The sequence below is a fragment of the Streptomyces sp. NPDC051320 genome (assembly GCF_040682175.1).
Taxonomy (GTDB): Bacteria; Actinomycetota; Actinomycetes; order Streptomycetales; family Streptomycetaceae; genus Streptomyces.
In genome coordinates, this window is record NZ_JBFBAL010000002.1 from 630,991 (window position 1) to 650,163 (window position 19,173).

General features: G+C 67.0%; 10 protein-coding genes and 1 pseudogene. 8 read left to right on the forward strand and 3 right to left on the reverse strand.

Translation table 11 applies throughout. The annotated features are described in order from the left end of the window. Window positions 1-213: 213 nt before the first annotated feature. Window positions 214-2,574, forward strand: coding sequence for a transglycosylase domain-containing protein (locus tag AB0M87_RS07000; protein ID WP_365850729.1), 2,361 nt, complete (start codon window positions 214-216; stop codon window positions 2,572-2,574). 36 nt (window positions 2,575-2,610) lie between these two features. On the opposite strand, the gene AB0M87_RS07005 is transcribed toward AB0M87_RS07000, so the two are convergent. After that, window positions 2,611-5,277 (reverse strand): FG-GAP-like repeat-containing protein, encoded by a 2,667-nt coding sequence (locus AB0M87_RS07005; protein ID WP_365850730.1) that lies wholly within the window; start codon window positions 5,275-5,277, stop codon window positions 2,611-2,613. Between the two features lie 228 nt (window positions 5,278-5,505). Beyond that, entirely contained in the window at window positions 5,506-6,123 is a 618-nt protein-coding gene (locus AB0M87_RS07010; protein ID WP_365850732.1) for a hypothetical protein, read from the reverse strand. Between the two features lie 450 nt (window positions 6,124-6,573). Between AB0M87_RS07010 and AB0M87_RS07015 the strand changes: the two genes are divergently transcribed. The 6 genes and pseudogenes from AB0M87_RS07015 to AB0M87_RS07040 form a co-directional block, all read left to right on the forward strand. Continuing rightward, a complete protein-coding gene (locus AB0M87_RS07015; protein WP_365850733.1) occupies window positions 6,574-15,126 on the forward strand; it encodes a DNRLRE domain-containing protein in 8,553 nt (2,850 codons plus the stop codon). 59 nt (window positions 15,127-15,185) lie between these two features. After that, window positions 15,186-15,749 (forward strand): hypothetical protein, encoded by a 564-nt coding sequence (locus tag AB0M87_RS07020; protein ID WP_365850734.1) that lies wholly within the window; start codon window positions 15,186-15,188, stop codon window positions 15,747-15,749. Between the two features lie 146 nt (window positions 15,750-15,895). Next, window positions 15,896-16,531, forward strand: coding sequence for a signal peptidase I (lepB, locus tag AB0M87_RS07025; RefSeq protein WP_365850735.1), 636 nt, complete (start codon window positions 15,896-15,898; stop codon window positions 16,529-16,531). A gap of 25 nt (window positions 16,532-16,556) precedes the next feature. Continuing rightward, the gene (locus AB0M87_RS07030; RefSeq protein ID WP_365850737.1) at window positions 16,557-16,802 is read left to right on the forward strand and encodes a hypothetical protein; all 246 of its coding nucleotides are present in this window, start codon (window positions 16,557-16,559) and stop codon (window positions 16,800-16,802) included. A gap of 390 nt (window positions 16,803-17,192) precedes the next feature. Further along, the gene (locus AB0M87_RS07035; RefSeq protein WP_365850738.1) at window positions 17,193-17,717 is read left to right on the forward strand and encodes a YcxB family protein; all 525 of its coding nucleotides are present in this window, start codon (window positions 17,193-17,195) and stop codon (window positions 17,715-17,717) included. A gap of 157 nt (window positions 17,718-17,874) precedes the next feature. After that, window positions 17,875-18,028 (forward strand): annotated as a pseudogene (locus tag AB0M87_RS07040) (IS1182 family transposase); the annotation flags it as partial. Here AB0M87_RS07040 and AB0M87_RS07045 read toward each other — a convergent pair. Beyond that, complete coding sequence (locus tag AB0M87_RS07045; RefSeq protein WP_365850979.1) at window positions 17,975-18,442, reverse strand: helix-turn-helix transcriptional regulator; 468 nt, start codon at window positions 18,440-18,442, stop codon at window positions 17,975-17,977. The pseudogene AB0M87_RS07040 and the gene AB0M87_RS07045 overlap by 54 nt on opposite strands. 178 nt (window positions 18,443-18,620) lie before the next feature. Between AB0M87_RS07045 and AB0M87_RS07050 the strand changes: the two genes are divergently transcribed. After that, on the forward strand, window positions 18,621-19,067 hold the full coding sequence (locus AB0M87_RS07050; protein WP_365850739.1) for a hypothetical protein: 447 nt from the start codon (window positions 18,621-18,623) through the stop codon (window positions 19,065-19,067). Window positions 19,068-19,173 lie beyond the last annotated feature (106 nt).

Genomic DNA, 19,173 nt, shown 5'->3' on the forward strand with positions numbered 1-19,173 from the left:
CCCCGCCCACGGAATCCCCGTCCTTCCGGCGGCCTCACCGGGCGTCGGGCCCGCAGGCACCAAAGCGCACGACCTTAGTCCAACGGGGTCGCACGCCGCGACCGAATAAACGGCTTGGTCGGGGACAGACGCTGCGACAGTGTTTTATGGACGTACAACGCGAATCGCCCATACGACACCCCTCATGACCCGCAGCCGGACGCTGGAGACACAGTGAGCGACGAGCAGCCCGAGCAGCAGCCCGGCTGGGCGCCCCGGGACCCCACCGCGAGTGGCACACCGTCACCGGAAGAGGCAGCCGCACAGCGGGCGCAGGGCAAGCGGAAGCGCCCCCGGCGCACCGGCTGGCGCCGGCTCGTGCCCACCTGGCGGATGGTCCTGGGCGGCGTGCTGATCGTGCTGCTGCTGATCATCGGCGGCTTCTTCGCCGGCTACAACCTGGTCGAGATCCCCGCGGCCAACAGCGCGGCCATCAAACAGAGCAACGTGTACCTCTACTCCGACGGCTCCGCGTTCGCCCGCGACGGCACGGTCAACCGGGAGAACGTGCGGCTCTCCCAGATCCCGCTGGGCGTGCGGCGTGCCGTACTCGCCGCCGAGGACCGCGACTTCTACTCGGAGAGCGCGGTGGACCCCCAGGCGATGCTCCGCGCGGCCTGGAACACCGTTACCGGCAAGGGCAAGCAGGGCGGCTCGACCATCACCCAGCAGTATGTCAAGAACTACTACCTCGGCCAGCAACAGACCATCACACGCAAGGTCAAGGAGTTCTTCATCTCCATCAAGCTGGACCGCGAGGAGAGCAAGGACGACATCCTCCAGGGCTACCTGAACACCAGTTACTTCGGCCGCAACGCCTACGGCATCCAGGCAGCGGCCCAGGCCTACTACGGCAAGAACGTCCAGGACCTCAGCATCGCCCAGGGCGCTTACCTCGCCTCGCTGCTCAACGCCCCCAGCGCGTACGACATCGCGGCACACCCCGAGAACAAGGCGCGGGCCGAGGCCCGCTGGAACTACGTACTCGACGGCATGGTCAAGGAGGACTGGATCAGTGAGACCGCACGGGCCGGTCTGAAGTTCCCGGTGCCCGGCAAGGCGAAGCCGTCCTCCGGGCTCGCCGGACAGCGCGGTTATGTCATTCAAGCGGTCAAGGACTACCTCACCAGCAACAAGGTCATCGACGAGGACACCCTGGCCACCGGCGGCTACCGGATCACCACCACGCTGCAGCACGCGAAGCAGGACGCTCTGGTCCACGCCGTCGACGACCAGGTGAACAGCCACCTCGACAAGAGCCGTGCCGCCGACCGCAACGTCCGGGTGGGTGGTGCGTCGGTCGACCCGGCTTCCGGCAGGGTCGTCGCGATGTACGGCGGGATCGACTACACCAAGCAGTACGTCAACAACGCCACCCGCCGCGACTACCAGGTCGGTTCCACTTTCAAGCCGTTCGTCCTCGCCTCCGCCTTCGAGAACGACTCGACCACCCAGGACGGCCGGCCGATCGCCCCGGACACCACCTACGACGGCACCGACCACCGGATGGTGCAGGGCCCCAGCGGCCCCACCGGCTACGCGCCGGGCAACGAGGACGGCAAGTCGTACGGCAACATCCCCGTCAGCGAGGCCACCGACAAGTCGGTCAACGCCGTCTTCGCGCAGATGGCCGAGGACGTCGGTCCGGCCAGAGTCCTGCAGACCGCCATCGACCTCGGCATTCCGAAGTCCACCCCCGACCTCACCCCCACCCCGTCCATCGCGCTGGGCCCCGCGACCCCCAGCGTGCTGGACATGACCGAGGCCTACGCGTCGCTCGCGGGCCACGGCCGGCACGGTACGTACACCCTGGTCGGGAAGGTCACCAAGAGCGGCCAGGACCTCCCGCTGCCCGAGAACAACACCGTGCAGACCATCAGCAGGCAGGCCGCCGACACCACCACGTCCATCCTGCGGGGCGTCGTCGACCACGGCACCGCCACCGCGGCCCGGTCGGCGGGCCGCCCCGCCGCGGGCAAGACGGGCACCGCCGAGGACGACAAGGCGGCCTGGTTCGCGGGCTACACCCCCGACCTGGCGACCGTCGTCGCGGTGATGGGCCAGGACCCGACCAGCGCCGTACACAAGCCGCTCTACGGAGCGCTCGGTCTGCCCCGGATCAACGGCGGCGGCCCGCCCGCGCAGATCTGGGGCCAGTACACCGCGGACGCCCTCGACGGCACTCCGGCCACCCCCTTCGACCTGGACGTCCGGCCGGGCTCGAAGCAGGACCAGTCACCCTCCGGGTCCGCGTCACCCTCGCCGTCCGACACATCGTCGTCGCCCTCTCCGGGGGGACCGTCGACGGGCCCGGCACCCACCCCGTCCGGGAGCACGCCCGCGGAAACACCCTCGTTGCCCGGTGAATCGCCCGCCGGCGGGAACCCCGGCGTCATCGGTGGGCTCACCGGGGGCGGCCCGGAACCCGGCGCCGACGGAAGCGACGGCGGAGGAATCGACGACGGACGCTACGACGGCTGGGGAAACGCCGGCGACGGTTTCCGGGGGAACGACGAAGGCGGGAACGGGCGTTAGCCGCCCGTCCCCGCCCTCCGTGGCCCGCTGTGCGGCCTACGGCGTCAGGGTCTGCCCCAGGTGCGCCCCGGCCGGGGCGCCCAGGGTGCCGCGCCCCATCAGTACGGCGCCGGACACGGAGATGCCGCTGCTACCGCTGCTGAGGTAGGCGACCACGCCGTCGCCCGCGTTCTCGCCCTCCGCGCTGATGGCGAGGTCCGCACGGCCGTATCCCGAGATGTCCCCCAGCAGCACCGCCGACCCCTCGTGGTCACCGGACTCGCTCGCCCCCGGCATCCCGGAGGTGTCCTGGGTGAAGCCGCGGGCACCGCTGCCGGTGAGACCCGCCGATGAACCGTTCAGCAGCACCGCCGCACCCGCGTCCTTGCGGTTCGCTCCGTCCCTGGTGATGTCCTCACCGGGCAGGCCGGCGAGGACGTCCGCGTATCCGTCCAGGTTGTAGTCGCCGACGGCCACCGAGGCCCCCATGGCGTCTCCCGCTTCCGCGGCGCCCGGCACGCCCGAGGTGGACTGGTGGATGGTCTTCGCGCCGGTGGTGGTGAGCCCGGTCGCGGAGCCCGGCACCATGGTGACCTGGCCACCCGAGTGGGCGCCGGACTCGGCGGTGTAGGGCTGGCCGATGACGATGTCGTCATAGCCGTTGCCGTTGACGTCGCCGGCCGCGATGGACCGGCCACCCTTCACGGCGAGCGTCCCCACCTTGACCAGGCCGGAACCGGTGCCCTTGAACCAGACGACCCGGCCGATGCCGGACGCGTCGCGGTAGTTGAGCGCCACATCCTGGTAGCCGTCCCGGTTGAAGTCGCCGGTCGTGGCGTCCTCGTAGGAGAGCTTCCCGGTGGAGGTGGTGAGCGTTCCGTACTGGACGGTGCCCTTGGAGAGGTGGACGTTCCAGCTGCCGCCGGAGCCGATGCCCGCGGCGAAGACGTCTGCCTTGCCGTCGGCGTCGAAGTCGCCGACCGTCACGGCGGAGCCGAGCTGCGCGCCGGTCCGCGTGATGCCCGTGGTGCCCCAGGAAACACCGGAGGTGAGGGCCGGGCCGTACATGACGGTGACCGCGCCGCCGTCGGCGTGGCCCGAGGTGTCGTCCTCGCCGGGAACACCGATCGCCAGGTCCGCGACCCCGTCGCCGTTGACGTCGCCCCAGGCGGTGGCCGCACCGAAGCCGTCACCGGCCTCGGAGCCGCCGGGGACACCGCTGCTCGACTGGGTGAGGATCCGCTTCGCCGCGGTGGCGGGGGCGTTGGCGCCGCCGGGTACCACGGTCAGCGAACCGGACCCGCTCGACGTCTTCGGCGTACCGGTGACCAGGTCGGTCAGCCCGTCGCCGTTGTAGTCCGTGGTCGGCAGGGCGTGCGAGACGCCCGGCAGCGCGGCCAGTTTCGCGATCGTCGGCAGCTTCGGGTAGAGGTTCTTGCCCGGGCAGAGCGTCGCGTTGGTGTCACGGTGTCCGAAGACCCGCGGCAGGGTGATCGACTGGCCCTGGTCGACGAGGTTGCCGTCCTGCCCCTTGGGACTGCCGGACTCCAGCGTCACCTTGCCGGTCGGATCGATGCCGTACATCCCGAACTTCCACGCCACCACGCGGGCGATGGCGTCGAGTCCGGCCTTCGTCGGCTGGGCGCTCTCGAAGTTGCCGATGTACGAGATGCCGACCGTGTTCGTGTTGAAGCCGATGTCGTGGGCGCCCACCACCGGCAGGTCCATGCCGCCGCTGCGGCCCTCGAAGATCTGGCCGCAGCGGTCGACCACGAAGTTGTAGCCGATGTCGTAGTAGCCGCGCGAGAAGTGCTCCTGCTGGATGGTGCGCATCCGGGCACGGGAGTCGGCGCAGGAGACGGTGTTGTCCGAGTCGACACCGGTGTGGTGGATGACGGCGGCCTTGATCTCGGTGCCGTACGACGGTGTGCCGTCGTAGTCGGTGGAGGCACCCCACTGCGCCTGGGTGATGATCGGCGGCTTCACGACCGTCGACGGCCGGGGCGCGGGCACGGTCGCCGAGGGCTCGGGCGTCGGGGACGTGGAGTCGGTCGGCGCAGGGCCGGTGGCGGCGTCCGTGGGCGCCGGGCCGGTGGCGGTGTCGGTGGGCGCCGGGCCGGTGGTGTCCGTGGGCACCGGGCCGGTGGTGGCCGGGGGCGTCACCACGTCGGTGGCCGTGTCCGTGGGCGTAGCCGTGGGTGTGGCGTCCTCGGCGAAGGCCGCGGGCTGTATGCCCTTCGCCGCGTCCGGGCCGTGCGGCGAACCCTTGGGGTCGGTGCCCGGGTCGAGCAGCTTCACATCCAGGCCGGCCGGCAGCGCATCGGCCGACGAACCGTCCTTGCCGACCACCCGCACCTGGACGCCGTTCGCGTCATCGGTCCACAACGACGCGGTGCCGCCCCGCTGCCCGGCCCGCGCGCCCTCCGCGCCGTCCGCCGAGAACGGGTCGTCCGGCAGCTTCTGCCACCCGGACCAGGTGCCCGACTCGAGCCCGCGGTAACGCACTTCGGCGGTGCCGTCCAGCTGGGCCTTCGGGTTGTTCCAGGTCAGCAGCACCGCGCTGAAGCGGCCGGTGCTCTTCTGCCCCAGGCCCTTGCGGTGCGCGCCCTCACTCTCGAGTTTCAGGCTGTGCACGGCCGGCTTGCGCGGCTGCGCGGTGTACTGCGGACCGTCCGCGGGACCCGCCATGGCGTACGTCGCCGCTCCGGCCCCTCCCAGCACCACGGCGCCGATCGTGATCCACGCGCGGCGCCGCAGGCTCAGCGGCCGATACGCGTGTGATGTATGCGATGCGCGTCTCGCACGCGAAGCGCGCGCCCTGCGCGGTGTACGCGGGCTCACTTGCCCCACCCCTCAGAAGTGTTCAGACAACTGCCGCTCTCCGTGAGAGCGGTCCGATCCGTTCAGCGCTCCGGCACCGTCAAACGTCACTCTCCGCCGACCTGACGGCGGTCACCCACCCGATGTGGCCCGGTTCGTGCCCACACCACTCGTGCCGGCGCCACTCGTGCCCGCGCCACTCGTGCCCGTCGCAAGCGTTGCCGTCGCGAGCGTGCCCTGGCAGCCGGCACGCCCGTACGCCCCGCTGGCGGTGGCGCTGCGCACGTACCGACCGCGGACGGTGAGCTCGCACCGGGCCTTCCCGCCCTTCCCGTCGAGGGCGATGCTGACGACCGGGTCCTGGCCGAGCGGTACCTGCACGGACTTCTGCCAGGGGAGCCGCACCGCGTCGGCGGTGACCGCCGTATCCGCCGCGCCGCTCCCGTCGGCCGCTCGGTAGGAGATGTCGACCGTGCCGGTGCCGTCGACCCGGTAGGTCACCGCGGCGCTCGGCCCGGACGCGGGCTTCGCGTCGTCACCCCCGGCGCCGTGGACGCCGTACAGCACAAGCCCGGCGCAGACGGCGAGCGCGGCACCGGCCGCCACATAGGCGCGCCGGCGGGGATTTCGAGCTGTCCCCGCAATCACCGCCTCCTGATTCGCCCCGTTTTTCTCGGGGTCCGCTGCTGTTTGTTCCGTATTTCTGCGTTCCTGATCGGCCTCGGTGGATTCGTCGGTCTTCGCGTCCATTCTCTCTCCTTCAGACAAATACAGGCCCGGAACCGGGCTTTTATACACGACGCCGGGACGCCGCTGCCAGCGAGCGGAAAAAACGGACACCACCCGCCCACTTTGTCGGTCAACCACCGTGTTGTTCCGTCACTTGACGCGCGATCAGCAACTTGATTACAACCACGTCGCCGCTGCGTATGCCATCCCGCACCGACCGGTGGGGGCGTGCAGACGACGCGACGCTTTTTGGTCACTTTGACGTAAGAAAGGTTTGGTGTGAAACCGAGATTGGGCAGGCTATTGGCGTGCCTTGTGGTGGGCGCGGTGACGAGTGCGCTCCTACCACAGGCTGCTTATGCCGTACCCACTCCGGGCGGTGACGGCGAGGGATTCGCCGCCGCGGTCAAGGGGTGGTTCACGGACGATGGAAAGCATACGGAAAAGCCGTCGTCGCATGACGAATTGGAGATGGCCGACCGGCAGAAACTTCCCCGGGGCAAGAACGCGCCGAAGGCGAAGCGGGTCAGGGAGCTGACGGACCGGCGCACCTCGAGCGCCCGCTTCTGGCAGCTGTCCGACGGCCGCGTCGAGGCGGAGCTCTCGGCGGTGCCGACGTCCTACCGGGACAAGAAGTCGAAGTCCTGGAAGCCGATCGACCCCGCCGTGCACGCGGTGAGCGGCAAGGCGGCGAACGGCTTCGACATCGCCAACACCACGAACACCGGGCGCAGTTGGTTCGGCTCGAACACGGACCGCCTGCTGCGGTTCGAGGCGGACGGAGGCGGCGCGGTCACCTTCGGTCTCGATGGCACCAAGGGCCGTCTGAAGCCGTCCGGCAAGGGCGACACGGTCACCTACCAGGACGCGGCCAACGGCGCCGACCTGGCGTACCAGGTGGGCCCGGGCCGGGTGAAGGAGGACATCACCCTGGCGAAGCGCCCGTCCGGGCCCGTGAGGTTCACCTTCACCCTGGACACCGACGGGCTCACGCCGAAGGCCCGCAAGGACGGCTCGATCGCCTTCTACGGCGAACTGCCGAACACCCCGTCGCTGGTCATCCCGGCTCCGTACATGACGGACGCCGCACACACCAAGGCCACCGAGAAGTCGGTCTTCGGCAAGACCTACAGCACCAAGGTCTCCCAGAAGCTGACGCGGGACGGGAAGCAGTGGAAGCTGACCGTCACCCCGGACGCGAAGTGGCTGGCGTCGAAGGACCGGCAGTACCCGGTCGTCATCGACCCCACCATCACCATCGCGCCGACTCCCTCGCAGTCCCAGGACGCGATGGTCCTGTCGGACCAGCCGGGAGTGAACTTCAACACCTCCTGGAAGCTGGCCGCCGGAAAGACCGACACCGGCATCTCCCGGTCGCTGATCAAGTTCCCGCTGGACGAGATCCCCGCGGGCACCCACATCGACTCGGCCCGCCTGGGCATGTACTTCGACCAGGCGCACACCACCAACGGCTACGACGTCCCGATCGGCGCTTACCGGGCGACCGGCGCGTGGGACGAGTCGACCGCGACCTGGTCCAACACCAGCAGCCTGGTCGGCGAGTTGTCCGGCACCAGCGTCCAGGTGGATGACGGTGACGCCGGCACCACGGCCGCCAAGGGTGCCTGGCCCAACTCCGGGTCCACCCTGACCCAGTACGCGATCGGCAAGGACTACCACTACAACAAGGACTCGGTCGCCGGAGACACCTACACCTGGCAGCCGAAGCTTCCCGAGACCGCCTCGTACCGCGTCGACGTGCACTACGTGCCGGCCACCGACCGTTCGACCGCCGCGCCCTACACGGTGACCGGCAAGGACGGCAGCACCGCCTACACCGTCGACCAGACGGCGGGCACCAACGGCGTGTGGACGTCGCTGGGCGGCGGAAAGCAGATCAACTTCGCCAAGGGCACGGCCGGCAAGGTCGTCCTCGGGGACGGGCCCGCCTCCACCTCGACGGCCGTCCTCGCCGACGCGGTACGCCTGGTCAACCCGGCGTCCATCGTCAAGAACAAGGGCGAGTACAACCAGTGGCACAACTTTCCCGTCACGGACACCGTCCAGCAGTGGCTGGACGGAACCGCCAACAACGGCTTCGTCCTCAAGGCCACCGACGAATCGGCGTCCGCCCCGCTCGGCGGCCCGCGCTACGAGTCCGGTGACGGCGACTACGGCGGTGAGACCTCGACCATCCCGCGGCTGACCGTCACTTACGGCAAGGTCGGCACCGCGCTCGACTCGCCGACCGTCGTCCACTCCACCGGGCCCGAGCTGACGTGGAAGGCGTACCAGAACGACACCGGTGACAGCGGCCTCGACATCGCCGAGTACCAGCTGCACCGCTCCACGCAGCAGGGCTTCACCCCGAACGCCGCCACCCTCGTCGCCCCGATCGACAAGGGGGCCACGGCCTACACGGACACCACCGCGACCCCGACCCCCGACTCGTCCCCGGACGAGATCGGCCGGTCGTACTACTACCAGATCGCGGTCAAGACCAAGGACGGACAAGTCCTCGGCTCCCCGGTGCGCCTGGTCGGCATACCCAAGGCCGGCCGCACCATGCGGCTGGTCCAGGGCACCTCCGGCGTCACCGACACCACCCTGTCGTCGGGGCAGCCGACCACCAACGAGGACACGGTCTACTCCTACACGCCGCAGAAGTGGCTGGAGGTCGGCAACAACTCCAGCACCTACGGCACCACCCGCGCCGCGCTGAAGTTCGACACGGCCGCCATTCCCACCACCGCCACGGTGCTGGAGAGCAAGCTCTACCTGTGGGGCGCCGAGACCACCACCGACACCGACGGCGCGATCTACGAACTCCACGGCCTGAACCGCGACTTCGCGGAGACGTCGGCCACCTGGAACAACGCCACCTCCGCCACCGCCTGGACCAAGCCCGGCGGCGACCACTCGGCCACCGTCTCCGACACCGTCCCCCAGGTCTCGGACGTCGGCCGCCACTGGTGGGACGCCACCTCCCTCACCCAGGACTGGATCAGTACACCCGGCGACAACCACGGCGCCCTGGTCAAGCTGAAGGACGAGAGCGCGTCCGGCCCGCAGGAACGCAGCCTGTTCCTCGCCTCGGAGACCGCCGACCCGCAACTCGGCCCGCTGCTGCGCGTCATCTACGTCGACTCCACCACGGCCGACACGTACTACGCGCCGCAGACCCCCTCCCGTATGACGCCGAACTCCACCTACACGGTGGACTTCACCGTCACCAACACCACGTCCAGCGCCTGGGCGACCGGTGAGCGGGAGCTGTCGTACACCTGGAAGCTCCCCGACGGCACGGACGTCACCACCGGCGGCAACCAGACGTCCACGCCCATCCCGGCCCTGCTGCCGGGCAAGTCGGCCACGATCCAGGCGAAGGTCAACACGCCGATCAACTCCGACAGCGGCAACAAGCGCACCGACTACGCGCTCGGCTGGGACGTCCGGAAGATCTCCGACGGCTCCTGGCTGTCGGCCACCTCCGCCATCCCCGCACTGAGCCAGAACGTGGCGGTGGAGGACCCGACCTCCAACGCGCTGGGCCTGGAGAAGTTCTACTCCTACACCGGCAAGAACACCGGCGCCGGCTCGACGCTGATGAACAACCTCGCCTCCGGCAACAGCGTCTGGTCGTACAACGCCTTCACCAACCCGGGCCGCGGCCTGAGCACCTTCGCCCGGTTCTCCTACAACTCCCTCGACACCAGCGACACGGTGCTGGGCGGCGGCTGGTCCGCACAGGCCGCCGGGCCTATCCGGCTCGGCGCCCCGCTCGACTTCCACCCCAACCCGCACCCCACCGAGGTCCGGCTGCCCGACGGCGACGGCACCACGCACGTCTTCCGCCTGCAGGACGACGGCACCTGGAAGGCCCCGGCGGGCGTCCACTACCGGCTCACACCGAAGCCGGGCCTGGACTGCACCCCCGACAAGGACCCGATCCCGGACGCCTGGACCCTGCTGCGCCCGGACGGCACCCGCTTCCTCTTCGGCTGCGACGGCTATATGACGTCGGCGGTCGACAAGAACGGCAACACCCAGACGTTCACCTACGAGGAACGCAAGTCCAACAACAAGCCCACCAAGTTCCTCACCTACATCACCGACCCGGCCGGCCGGCAGTCACTCACGGTCGACTACTACAAGAAGGGCGACGCGTCTTACGACTACATCGACGACACGGGCGCCAAGGTCACCGGCTCCAAGCTGACCAACTCCAAGATCTACGACCACGTGAAGTCCATGACGGACATCTCGGGACGCAAGGTCTCCTTCTACTACACCGACAAGGGCCTGCTCGGGCAGTTCACCGACGGTGACGGCTCCGCACAGCCCAAGGTGTTCAAGTTCACCTACGACGCCACCCAGGGCAACAAGAACGTCAAGCTGGTCAAGGCCACCGATCCGCGGGGCCACGCCACCTCGATGGCGTACTACGCCCCGAAGACCGGCGACGACCCCGCGTACCACTGGTGGACGAAGACCATCACGGACCGCCTCGACGGCGCCACGGACTTCACCTACGCGGCCGACACGACCAACACCAAGTTTACCGACACCACGGTGACCGACGCCGAGTCGCACGCCACCGCGTACGTCCTGGACGACTTCGGCCGCCCGGTGCAGACGACGAACGCCAAGTCCCAGACCACCAAGATGTCCTGGGACGCCGACAACAACGTCACCTACCTCGAGGAGGACAACGGCGCGAAAACCGCGTACTGCTACGACCAGAAGACGGGCTACCCGCTCTGGCAACGTGACGCGGAGAACAACAAGTCGGGTGTTCCGGCCGCTTCGGACTGCGCACCGGGCACCTACCCGGCCGACGCGTCGAAGTACGAGTACCAGACCCGTGCCGACGGCTACGCCGCCGACCTGTTCCGCAAGACGTCCCCGGAGGGCCGGGCCTGGCAGTTCGGCTACGACACCTTCGGCAACCTCAAGACCGTCACCGACCCGAAGGGCGTCGCCACGGCGACGGACGGTGACTACACCACGTCGTACGACTACGACTCCTACGGCGAGCTGACCAAGGCCACCGACGCCAACGGCAACCCGACGACGAACTCCGCCTTCGAACCCACCGGATACCCGGGGACCATCACCGACGCGCTCGGCAACTCCACCTCGTATGTGTACGACGAGCGCGGCCAGGTCGAATCGGTCACCGACGCCCTGGGCAAGAAGACCACCCAGACGTACGACACGTTCGGACGCCCACTGGTCAGCACGGTGCCGAAGGACCAGGACACGGGTGTCCTGATCAGCACACCGGCCCCGGTCTATGACGCCAACGACAACGTCACGACGTCGACGGCGCCGAACGGTGCGGTGTCGACGGCGGTGTACGACGACGCGGACCAAGTCGCGTCGGCGACAGCGCCGGCGAATGACCAGACCTCGCCACGCACCACGTCGTACACGTATGACCAGACCGGAAACCTGAAGTCAACGACGGAGCCCAAGGGCACGGTAACGACGACGGATTCGACCGACTACGTCACGACGAACTACTACGACGAGATCTATCAGCTCACCTCCGTGACCAATGCAAAGGGAGACAAGGTCTCGTACGAGTACGACAACGTCGGCAACGTCACCAAGGTCATCGACCCGAAGAAGAACGTCACGCCCGACACGACCGACTACACGACCAGGACCGACTACGACCTGGATCACCGAGTCACGGTTGCCACGGATGCGGCAGGCAAGGCGAGCAAGCGAGGCTACGACAAGGACTCGCTGGTCACGTCGACCACGGACGCCGAGAGCAACACCACGCTCATCAGCTATGACGAGCGTGGTAAGCAGACCCAGGTCAAGGCCCCGCACGACGGTACGTCGACCATCACGTACCGTACGACGAAGTTCGAGTACGACCAGGTCGGCAATACCACCAAGGTGCTCTCGCCGCGGGCGACAGCGGCCGGCACGACCGACGGTTTCACCCAGCGCACCGAGTACGACGTGCTGAACCGTCCGGTCAAGCGGTACCAGCCGTACGACCCGGCGGACACCCGCTACAACGACCCAAACGTCTACACGGATACCACCTACGACAAGGTGGGTCGGGTGGCGAAGACCTCGCTGCCCCCGTCGGACGGGGAGACGGTCCGTAACGACGTCACCTACGACTACTTCGACAACGGCTCGGTGAAGTCGTCCACGGACCCGTGGGGCATCGCCACGACCTACGACTACAACGAGCTGGGCCAGCAGACCAAGCGGACCCTGACTTCGGCGGGTGGCTCCTCGGACCGCACGATGTCGTGGTCGTTCTACCCCGACGGCTCGTTGAAGTCACGGTCGGACGACGGCGTTCCAGTGGGCAAGTCGGTCGTCCTGGTGGACAACTCCGACAGTCAGAGCACCTCCTCGACCGGTACCTGGACGAAGGGGGACATCACCGGTCAGCAGGGCTACGACCACGCCACGGACGCGGCGGGCACGGGTACGGACGCCTTCACGTGGACGCTCAATATCCCCAAGGACGGCACGTATGCGGCGTACGTGAAGTTCCCGAAGGTAACGGGCGCCGCGACGACGGCGAAGTACACGCTCACCCATGCGTCCGGAACGGTCGACAAGACGATCGACGAGAACGCGACCACGAACCAGGACACCTGGGTCTCGCTGGGCTCCTACTCCTTCAAGCAGGGCAACGACGCCAAACTGCAGTTGTTCCAGAACAGCGGCGGCGTGGTCGTCGCGGACGGCGTGAAGCTCGTCCGTGACACCAGCGGCGACCCGGCCGACACGGAGAAGACCGACCTCGCCTACTCCTACGACCTCAACGGCAACCTGACGCAGATCGACGACACCTCGTCGACCGCGAACATCAATGCGTATGCGATCACCTACACGGGTCTCAACCAGGTCCAGAAGGTGACCGAGTCGTTGTCAGGCACGGAGAAGGAGTCCACGTCGTACGCGTACGACGCGAATGGTCACCCGGACACGGTCACGCACCCGGGCCAGTTCTCCAAGTACACGTACGACCTGCGTGAACTGGTGAAGACGGTCTCGGTCGGCACGTCGGCCACGGATACCTCGCCGAAGTTGACGTCGTACACATACACCGACCGTGGCCAGAAGCTCCAGGAAACCAAGGCCAACGGCAACACCGTCGACTACACGTACTTCCTGGATCGCCCGATCAAGTCCACGACGGAGAAGAAGCCGAACGGCACCCTCGTCGACTCGCACACCTACGCCTACGACCCCAACGGCAACAAGTCGCAGGACGTGGCGAAGAAGATGAACGCCGACGACCATGCGGCGTACCTGTCGTCGACCACGGCCTACACCTACGACCCGGCCGACCGGCTGGCGAAGTCGGCGAAGACCGGCAACGGCGCGAGCACCGAAACGTACGTCCACGACGACAACTCCAACGTCGTCAACCAGACGGTCCAAGGCACCACCACAACCTACGCCTACGACCGCAACCGCCTGTTGAGCGCCACAGCAGGGGGCCAGGACTCGAGCTACAACTACGATCCGTTCGGTCGCCAGGAGTCGGTCACCGCAGGCGGCAACGTCATCGAGAGGAGCGTGTACGACGGCTTCGACCACGTCGTGGAGTCCCAGAAGATGGACGACACGGGCTCGATGAAGTCGACCACGTACACATTCGACCCACTGGACCGCACCGCATCCAAGACGGCGGACGGCAAGACCACCGACTACGACTACCTCGGCATGTCCAATGAGGTACTCGGCGAGGAAGTGTCGGGTCAGCTGACCAAGTCGTACCAGTACAGCCCCTGGGGCGAACGCCTGTCACAGGTCAAACACAACAGTGACGGTACGTCCGAAGACGGCTACTACGGCTACAACAGCCACACCGACGTCGAAACCCTCACCGATAACAACGGCGACACCAAGGCCACCTACGGCTACACCGCCTACGGCACCGATGACGAGTCCGAGTTCACCGGCATCGACAAGCCCGACGCCGCCGACCCGACGAAGGAGTCGTACAACCCCTACCGCTTCAACGCAAAGCGATGGGATGCCCAGTCCGGTACGTATGACATGGGGTTCCGTTCCTACAGCCCGGGGCTGAACCGCTTCACTACCCGGGACATGTACAACGGCGCGCTCGCCGACATGAACCTCGGCACTGACCCTTACACCAGCAACCGCTACGCCTTCTGCGGTGGCAACCCGGTATCCAGCGTCGAGCTCGACGGACACATGCGGGCGCCCCTCGACGGGGGCGGGGGCGGCGATTCCAGGTCCGGCGACGGGAAGCCGCCTGCGGATGACACCTACGACAACTGGTTCTGGGGTCAAATAGGGGATATAGGCCGTGAGTTGGCGTCGGAGAACGAGAGCGCCATCGTCAAGCGGATCTTCGGCAATATCCTCGGATGGAACACCACACCGCGAGGGTCGGGGGAGAGCGAGTACGACCAGCTGCACCCGGACTACAGCAAGGGCCTCCTCACTCGACCGGGCTACGAGGCCGAGTACGCCCAGGGGGACACCTGGCCGGTCCACCCCGACAACTGCAGTAGGGGAAACAGTGCGGCGTACTACATGCCACTCGACAACCTGGGACGAGCCAGCGGTATGCATGCGTGTCTCACCACGGGTGACTTCGGGTCCGTGGACGGGAAGGGCAACTACAAGGGGAACGTCTCCTCTTGGATATTCGGCAGCCCCACACCGTTCCCCCCAAGCAGCGACCTCACTCCTCGCGGGTTCGGCAAGAATATGCAACGAGGACACCTCCTCGCCAATATTCTTGGCGGAACCGGCCTCGACAAGAGAAACCTCATGCCCTTGTACTCCAAGGTAAACAGCCCTGATATGAGCGCAGTCGAAGGGGATATTGCCAGCCGCATCGAGAAGGGGGAGACGATGTACTACTCCGTCTCCCCGAACTACACTGGAGGAAACCTCGTCCCCGACTCCGTGACCATCTCCTGGAAGAGCATCACCAACGGGGACACAAACGCAGACATGTACGCAAACCAGGTGACGCTCCCGAACGTTTACCGCTAGTAGGCAGGTATCACCGGATCGAGTGGGTAGAGGCCACATCGCGGCCTCTACCCACTCGAATGCACTTCTACAATCTTTTGCTTTTGGGAGTTTTCATGTGGGTTGAACAACTGCTCTCCGCGACTCAGCGTGAACCACTCGGGCTGCACATGGACTGGACTCGGGTCGAAAGTGAGCTCGGAGTGAGCCCCCCGGAGGATTACAAACGAGTCTGCGAAGCGTTCGGCCCTGGAGAATTTTCTGAATATCTCGACATCTTGTGTTCGAACGAAGCGGGCGGTCCGGACATCCTGGTGCAGTGGCGTGCCTGCGCGGAAACAGCGGACAAACGCACGGATGCGGCCCTCCCGCACCCGCTTTTCGCCCCCTACAATGTGTTCGAACGTCAACGCCCCGCCGGCCTCATCCCCTGGGCCTTCACGCAGAACGAATGCGAATTCTACTGGCTGAGCGATGCCGGCGATCCAAACGAATGGCCGATCATTGCCAGGTTCCTGGATTCCGACTGGGATCGGTACGACATGTCGACCTCTGAATTCGTTGTGAGAATTCTGACCGATGTCGATTTTTCGCCCTACTCGGTGGCCCGGCTGTTTCCCGAGGTGTCCTTTGAGCCTTGGTGAAATATGTTGGCGGATCATCCCGTCCTGACTAAATAGCTACAAATCGATGCATGCCTCGACCAGTCCGACGGGGAGGACGGGGACTGGCAGCTGAGCCAGCAATGCGTTCTCGCATGTGCTGGAGTGAGAATGAGGAGAGCCAACAGGTGCGCGCTGAACGCGGTCTGCTGATATCGGGGACCTTGCTCGCAGCTCTGGGTGTCGTGCTCACCATGGGGTCGCTCTGGACCGCCCGGAGCAGCTACACGGTCACGACCTCGAGTGGAGCCATGGAGCCCGCTTACCCGCGAGGTGATGGGGTGACTGTCGAAAAGGCCAGGGAGGTACACCGCGGTGACGTGGTGTTGTACAAGATGCCTGGTCGGTACAGCGGGCGGGCGGTACTGCAGCGGGTCATCGGGCTCGGTGGTGACCATGTGGTCTTCGCCGACGGGAGGCTGACCGTCAATGGGGTGCGGCTTCAGGAGCCGTATGTGAAGGGCGGAGACGTCGGGATGGGCGCCGGTCCGTACGACGTTGAGGTGCCGCCGGGGCGCATGTTCCTTTTGGGGGACAACCGCGAGAACTCAGTGGACTCACGTTTCTTCCTGAGCGAGGAGTCCGGCACCGTACCGACGACCGCGGTCCAGGGCCGTGTGATAGCCACCAGTACCGTACCGGCGATGCTCGGACCGGGTGTGGTGTTGGGCGCGCTCCTCGCCGTGGGAGGGGCCATCTGTGCCCTGGCCGGTTGGATAGTGCATCGCCGCCGCTCCGCAACGCCGTTCGCCGCGTACGAATGAGCGGCCGCAGGCGAACGTCAGCGTAGTGCCGACCGACTACCTGGTCTCCTGGGCGGAGTCCAATTCGGGGGACTCCTTCTACTGGAAGACGAGCCCCGCGGACCCGGACTCCTGGCCCGTGGCGGTGCGCGGAGACAACGGCGACTGGTCGGAGTTCCCGGTCGGTGCCGTCGAGTTCCTGGCCGGCGTGTACCGGCGGACCATCCACGTGGGCGGCATGCCCGGGGGCTTCACCAGCGACCTCCCGAGGGTGCTGGGCCTGAGCGACTGATCGGGAACTGATCCGCAAGCACATGTGAACAGCGATCGCCCCCAGGTTTCCTGGGGGCGATCGTCATTCGGTCTCGGGCCTCAGCGGGGACGGGACCCACACGGCATACGTGCGGTTCACCGAAGGTGACCGGAGCCGCATGGACGGCCAAGTACACCCTCAGCCATGCGACGGGGACGGTCGACAAGACGAGCGACCAGAACGGGAGCGCCGTCTGCGCACGGAACTCAGCGGCCGACCGGACCTTCTGCAGTGAGCTGCCACAGTCCTGGGAGCGTGGGCCGGTAGTGGGCAAGCGTCCGGTGATTCGATATTTTCGGGCTGACGTCCAAACGTGATCGCATCCTGCACACGCTGGAAGGATGCCGCATCATCGCTACCCCGGAGGCCATGGTGAACATCGATCTATCCTACGTGGTGCAACCGGACGAGCTCATGCACGCCCGCCTCAGGATGGCCCGGCGAAGACGCATCATCGTGTGGGCCGTCGCGATTGTGTTTCTCGTACTCGGCCTTGCCCTGACGCTGGGGCACAGTGGCCACGGCCCGGATTCCACTGGCTTCCTTTGCATAGGCGGCGGGGTGATGTACGTCCTGCTGCTGACACTCGGCACGAGGATGGAAGTCAAGAAGCAAGCCTCTCGCGTGTGCAAGCCCACGCAAGTGCTGCTCACCGTGGATCGGTTCACGATCGAGACGGATCTTGAGCGTGGTGAATTCAAGTGGGCTGCCATCATCAAGATCCGCGAGACAAGAGAAGCCTTCCTACTTCACCCGTCAGCGCGACTCTTCATCGTGATCCCCAAGCGCGCGTTCGCCCCCGAGCAGCTGACTGAGTTCTCGGCATTCGTCGCTGGTCTGGGTGCGGTGACCCCCAATGGCGCTCCAGTTGTCCCGGAGGGCGTGTCTCAGTGACGGGCAACCCGCTTACCATTCGTGACTATTGGTGCGGGCTGATCGCGGTATGCATGGCGGATATGGGCGGTTCGAGGTCGAGCCGGTCGAGAAGAAGCGGCCGCTGGGACCTGCGAAGTGGTGGATAAGACCTTTCGGGCGTTCGATCCGCACCGGGTTCGTCGCCGACCTGGTCGACGGCGAGCTGGAGCTGAGGCCGGTCCTGGCCCGACTACACCGACAAGCGCGGCTACCCGCCCTACGATCCGTGGCTGATGCTACGCCTGCTGATCTACGGCTGCACCACCGGAGTGCGCTTCTCGCGGGCGATCGTCGCGGGCCGTGTGAGCGGCGCTGATCTCCCGGCAGTTGCCGCCGCTCAGACGGCAGGAACGTCTCGAAGACGCCGCCGCCGCGCCCTGGACCTGGTCGAGCCGGCGCGCGTCCTCGGCGGAGGGTGGGCGCCGCCCTGCCTCGATGTGGGTGATATGCGTGCGCGACACGATGACCCGTTCACCAGCGCCTCCTGGGTGAGAGACCGGCGGCCTCCCGCCGTGCCCGCAGCCAGGCCGGGTAACGGGCACGAGCATGCGGATTTTCCTCGATCGCGATGCCCAACTCGCCTTCGTGCGCGCGCATCTGGCACATACGGTTCTGGTCGAGCAGAGCGCCGCAGAGGACCGAGTGTGATCAGTTCGGCACGTAGGCCGCGGGCCGCACGACCCCTTCGGGGCTCTTACCCGCATATCGACCACAGCGTGGTCATCAGACGCACAAGTTGCGCCAAAGGTTGTACGTAGTCTGTTGATTCGCTGTGTGAGAAGCCGCACTGTCCGTACCCGTGACACTCCGGACCGTGGGCCCGCTTGACATCAGGGAGAGCCCACCGGGGCTCTCCGGACGTCGGGCGGAGGACCGGAAGCGATGGACGAACGCGAGAGACCTGTGCCTCGGGCCGGTGAAATGCGGCGGCAGGCCGCCCACTTCGTGGCGCAGGTGACGGCCGTCCGGACCCGGACGGCGCGTGGCCGGCTGCCACTGGACTATTCGGTGGCCAGCCTGCGGGTGGCGGACTTCATGATCGACGGATTGCGCAAGGGCGCGCAGGAGCGCGCGCAGGTCGCGGCGATGCTCTTCGGGCTCGGGGCGTACGTCGGGGAGGTGCTGGTCCGGCATGCCAACGCCGAGTGGGTGGACCTCGACGTCGGCCAACGGGGCTACTTCACCCAACCGGTGGGCGTGCGGCTGCCGGACGGCCGGGTGTGGAATCCGCTGGGCAAGGTCGTCAACCGCTATGAGGTGGGCCAGGACGAGTCGCTGCAGACGTTCTACCTGACCCTGCACGGACGTCACGCCCGCGCCGAGCACTGACGCGACTCCGATTGCCACGACCAACGACCAACGGCAGACGGCTGGCCGCCCGTCGGCGTCCGGTTGACGCTGATCACGGCGGAATGTCCGTCCGCTTGATTCTCGG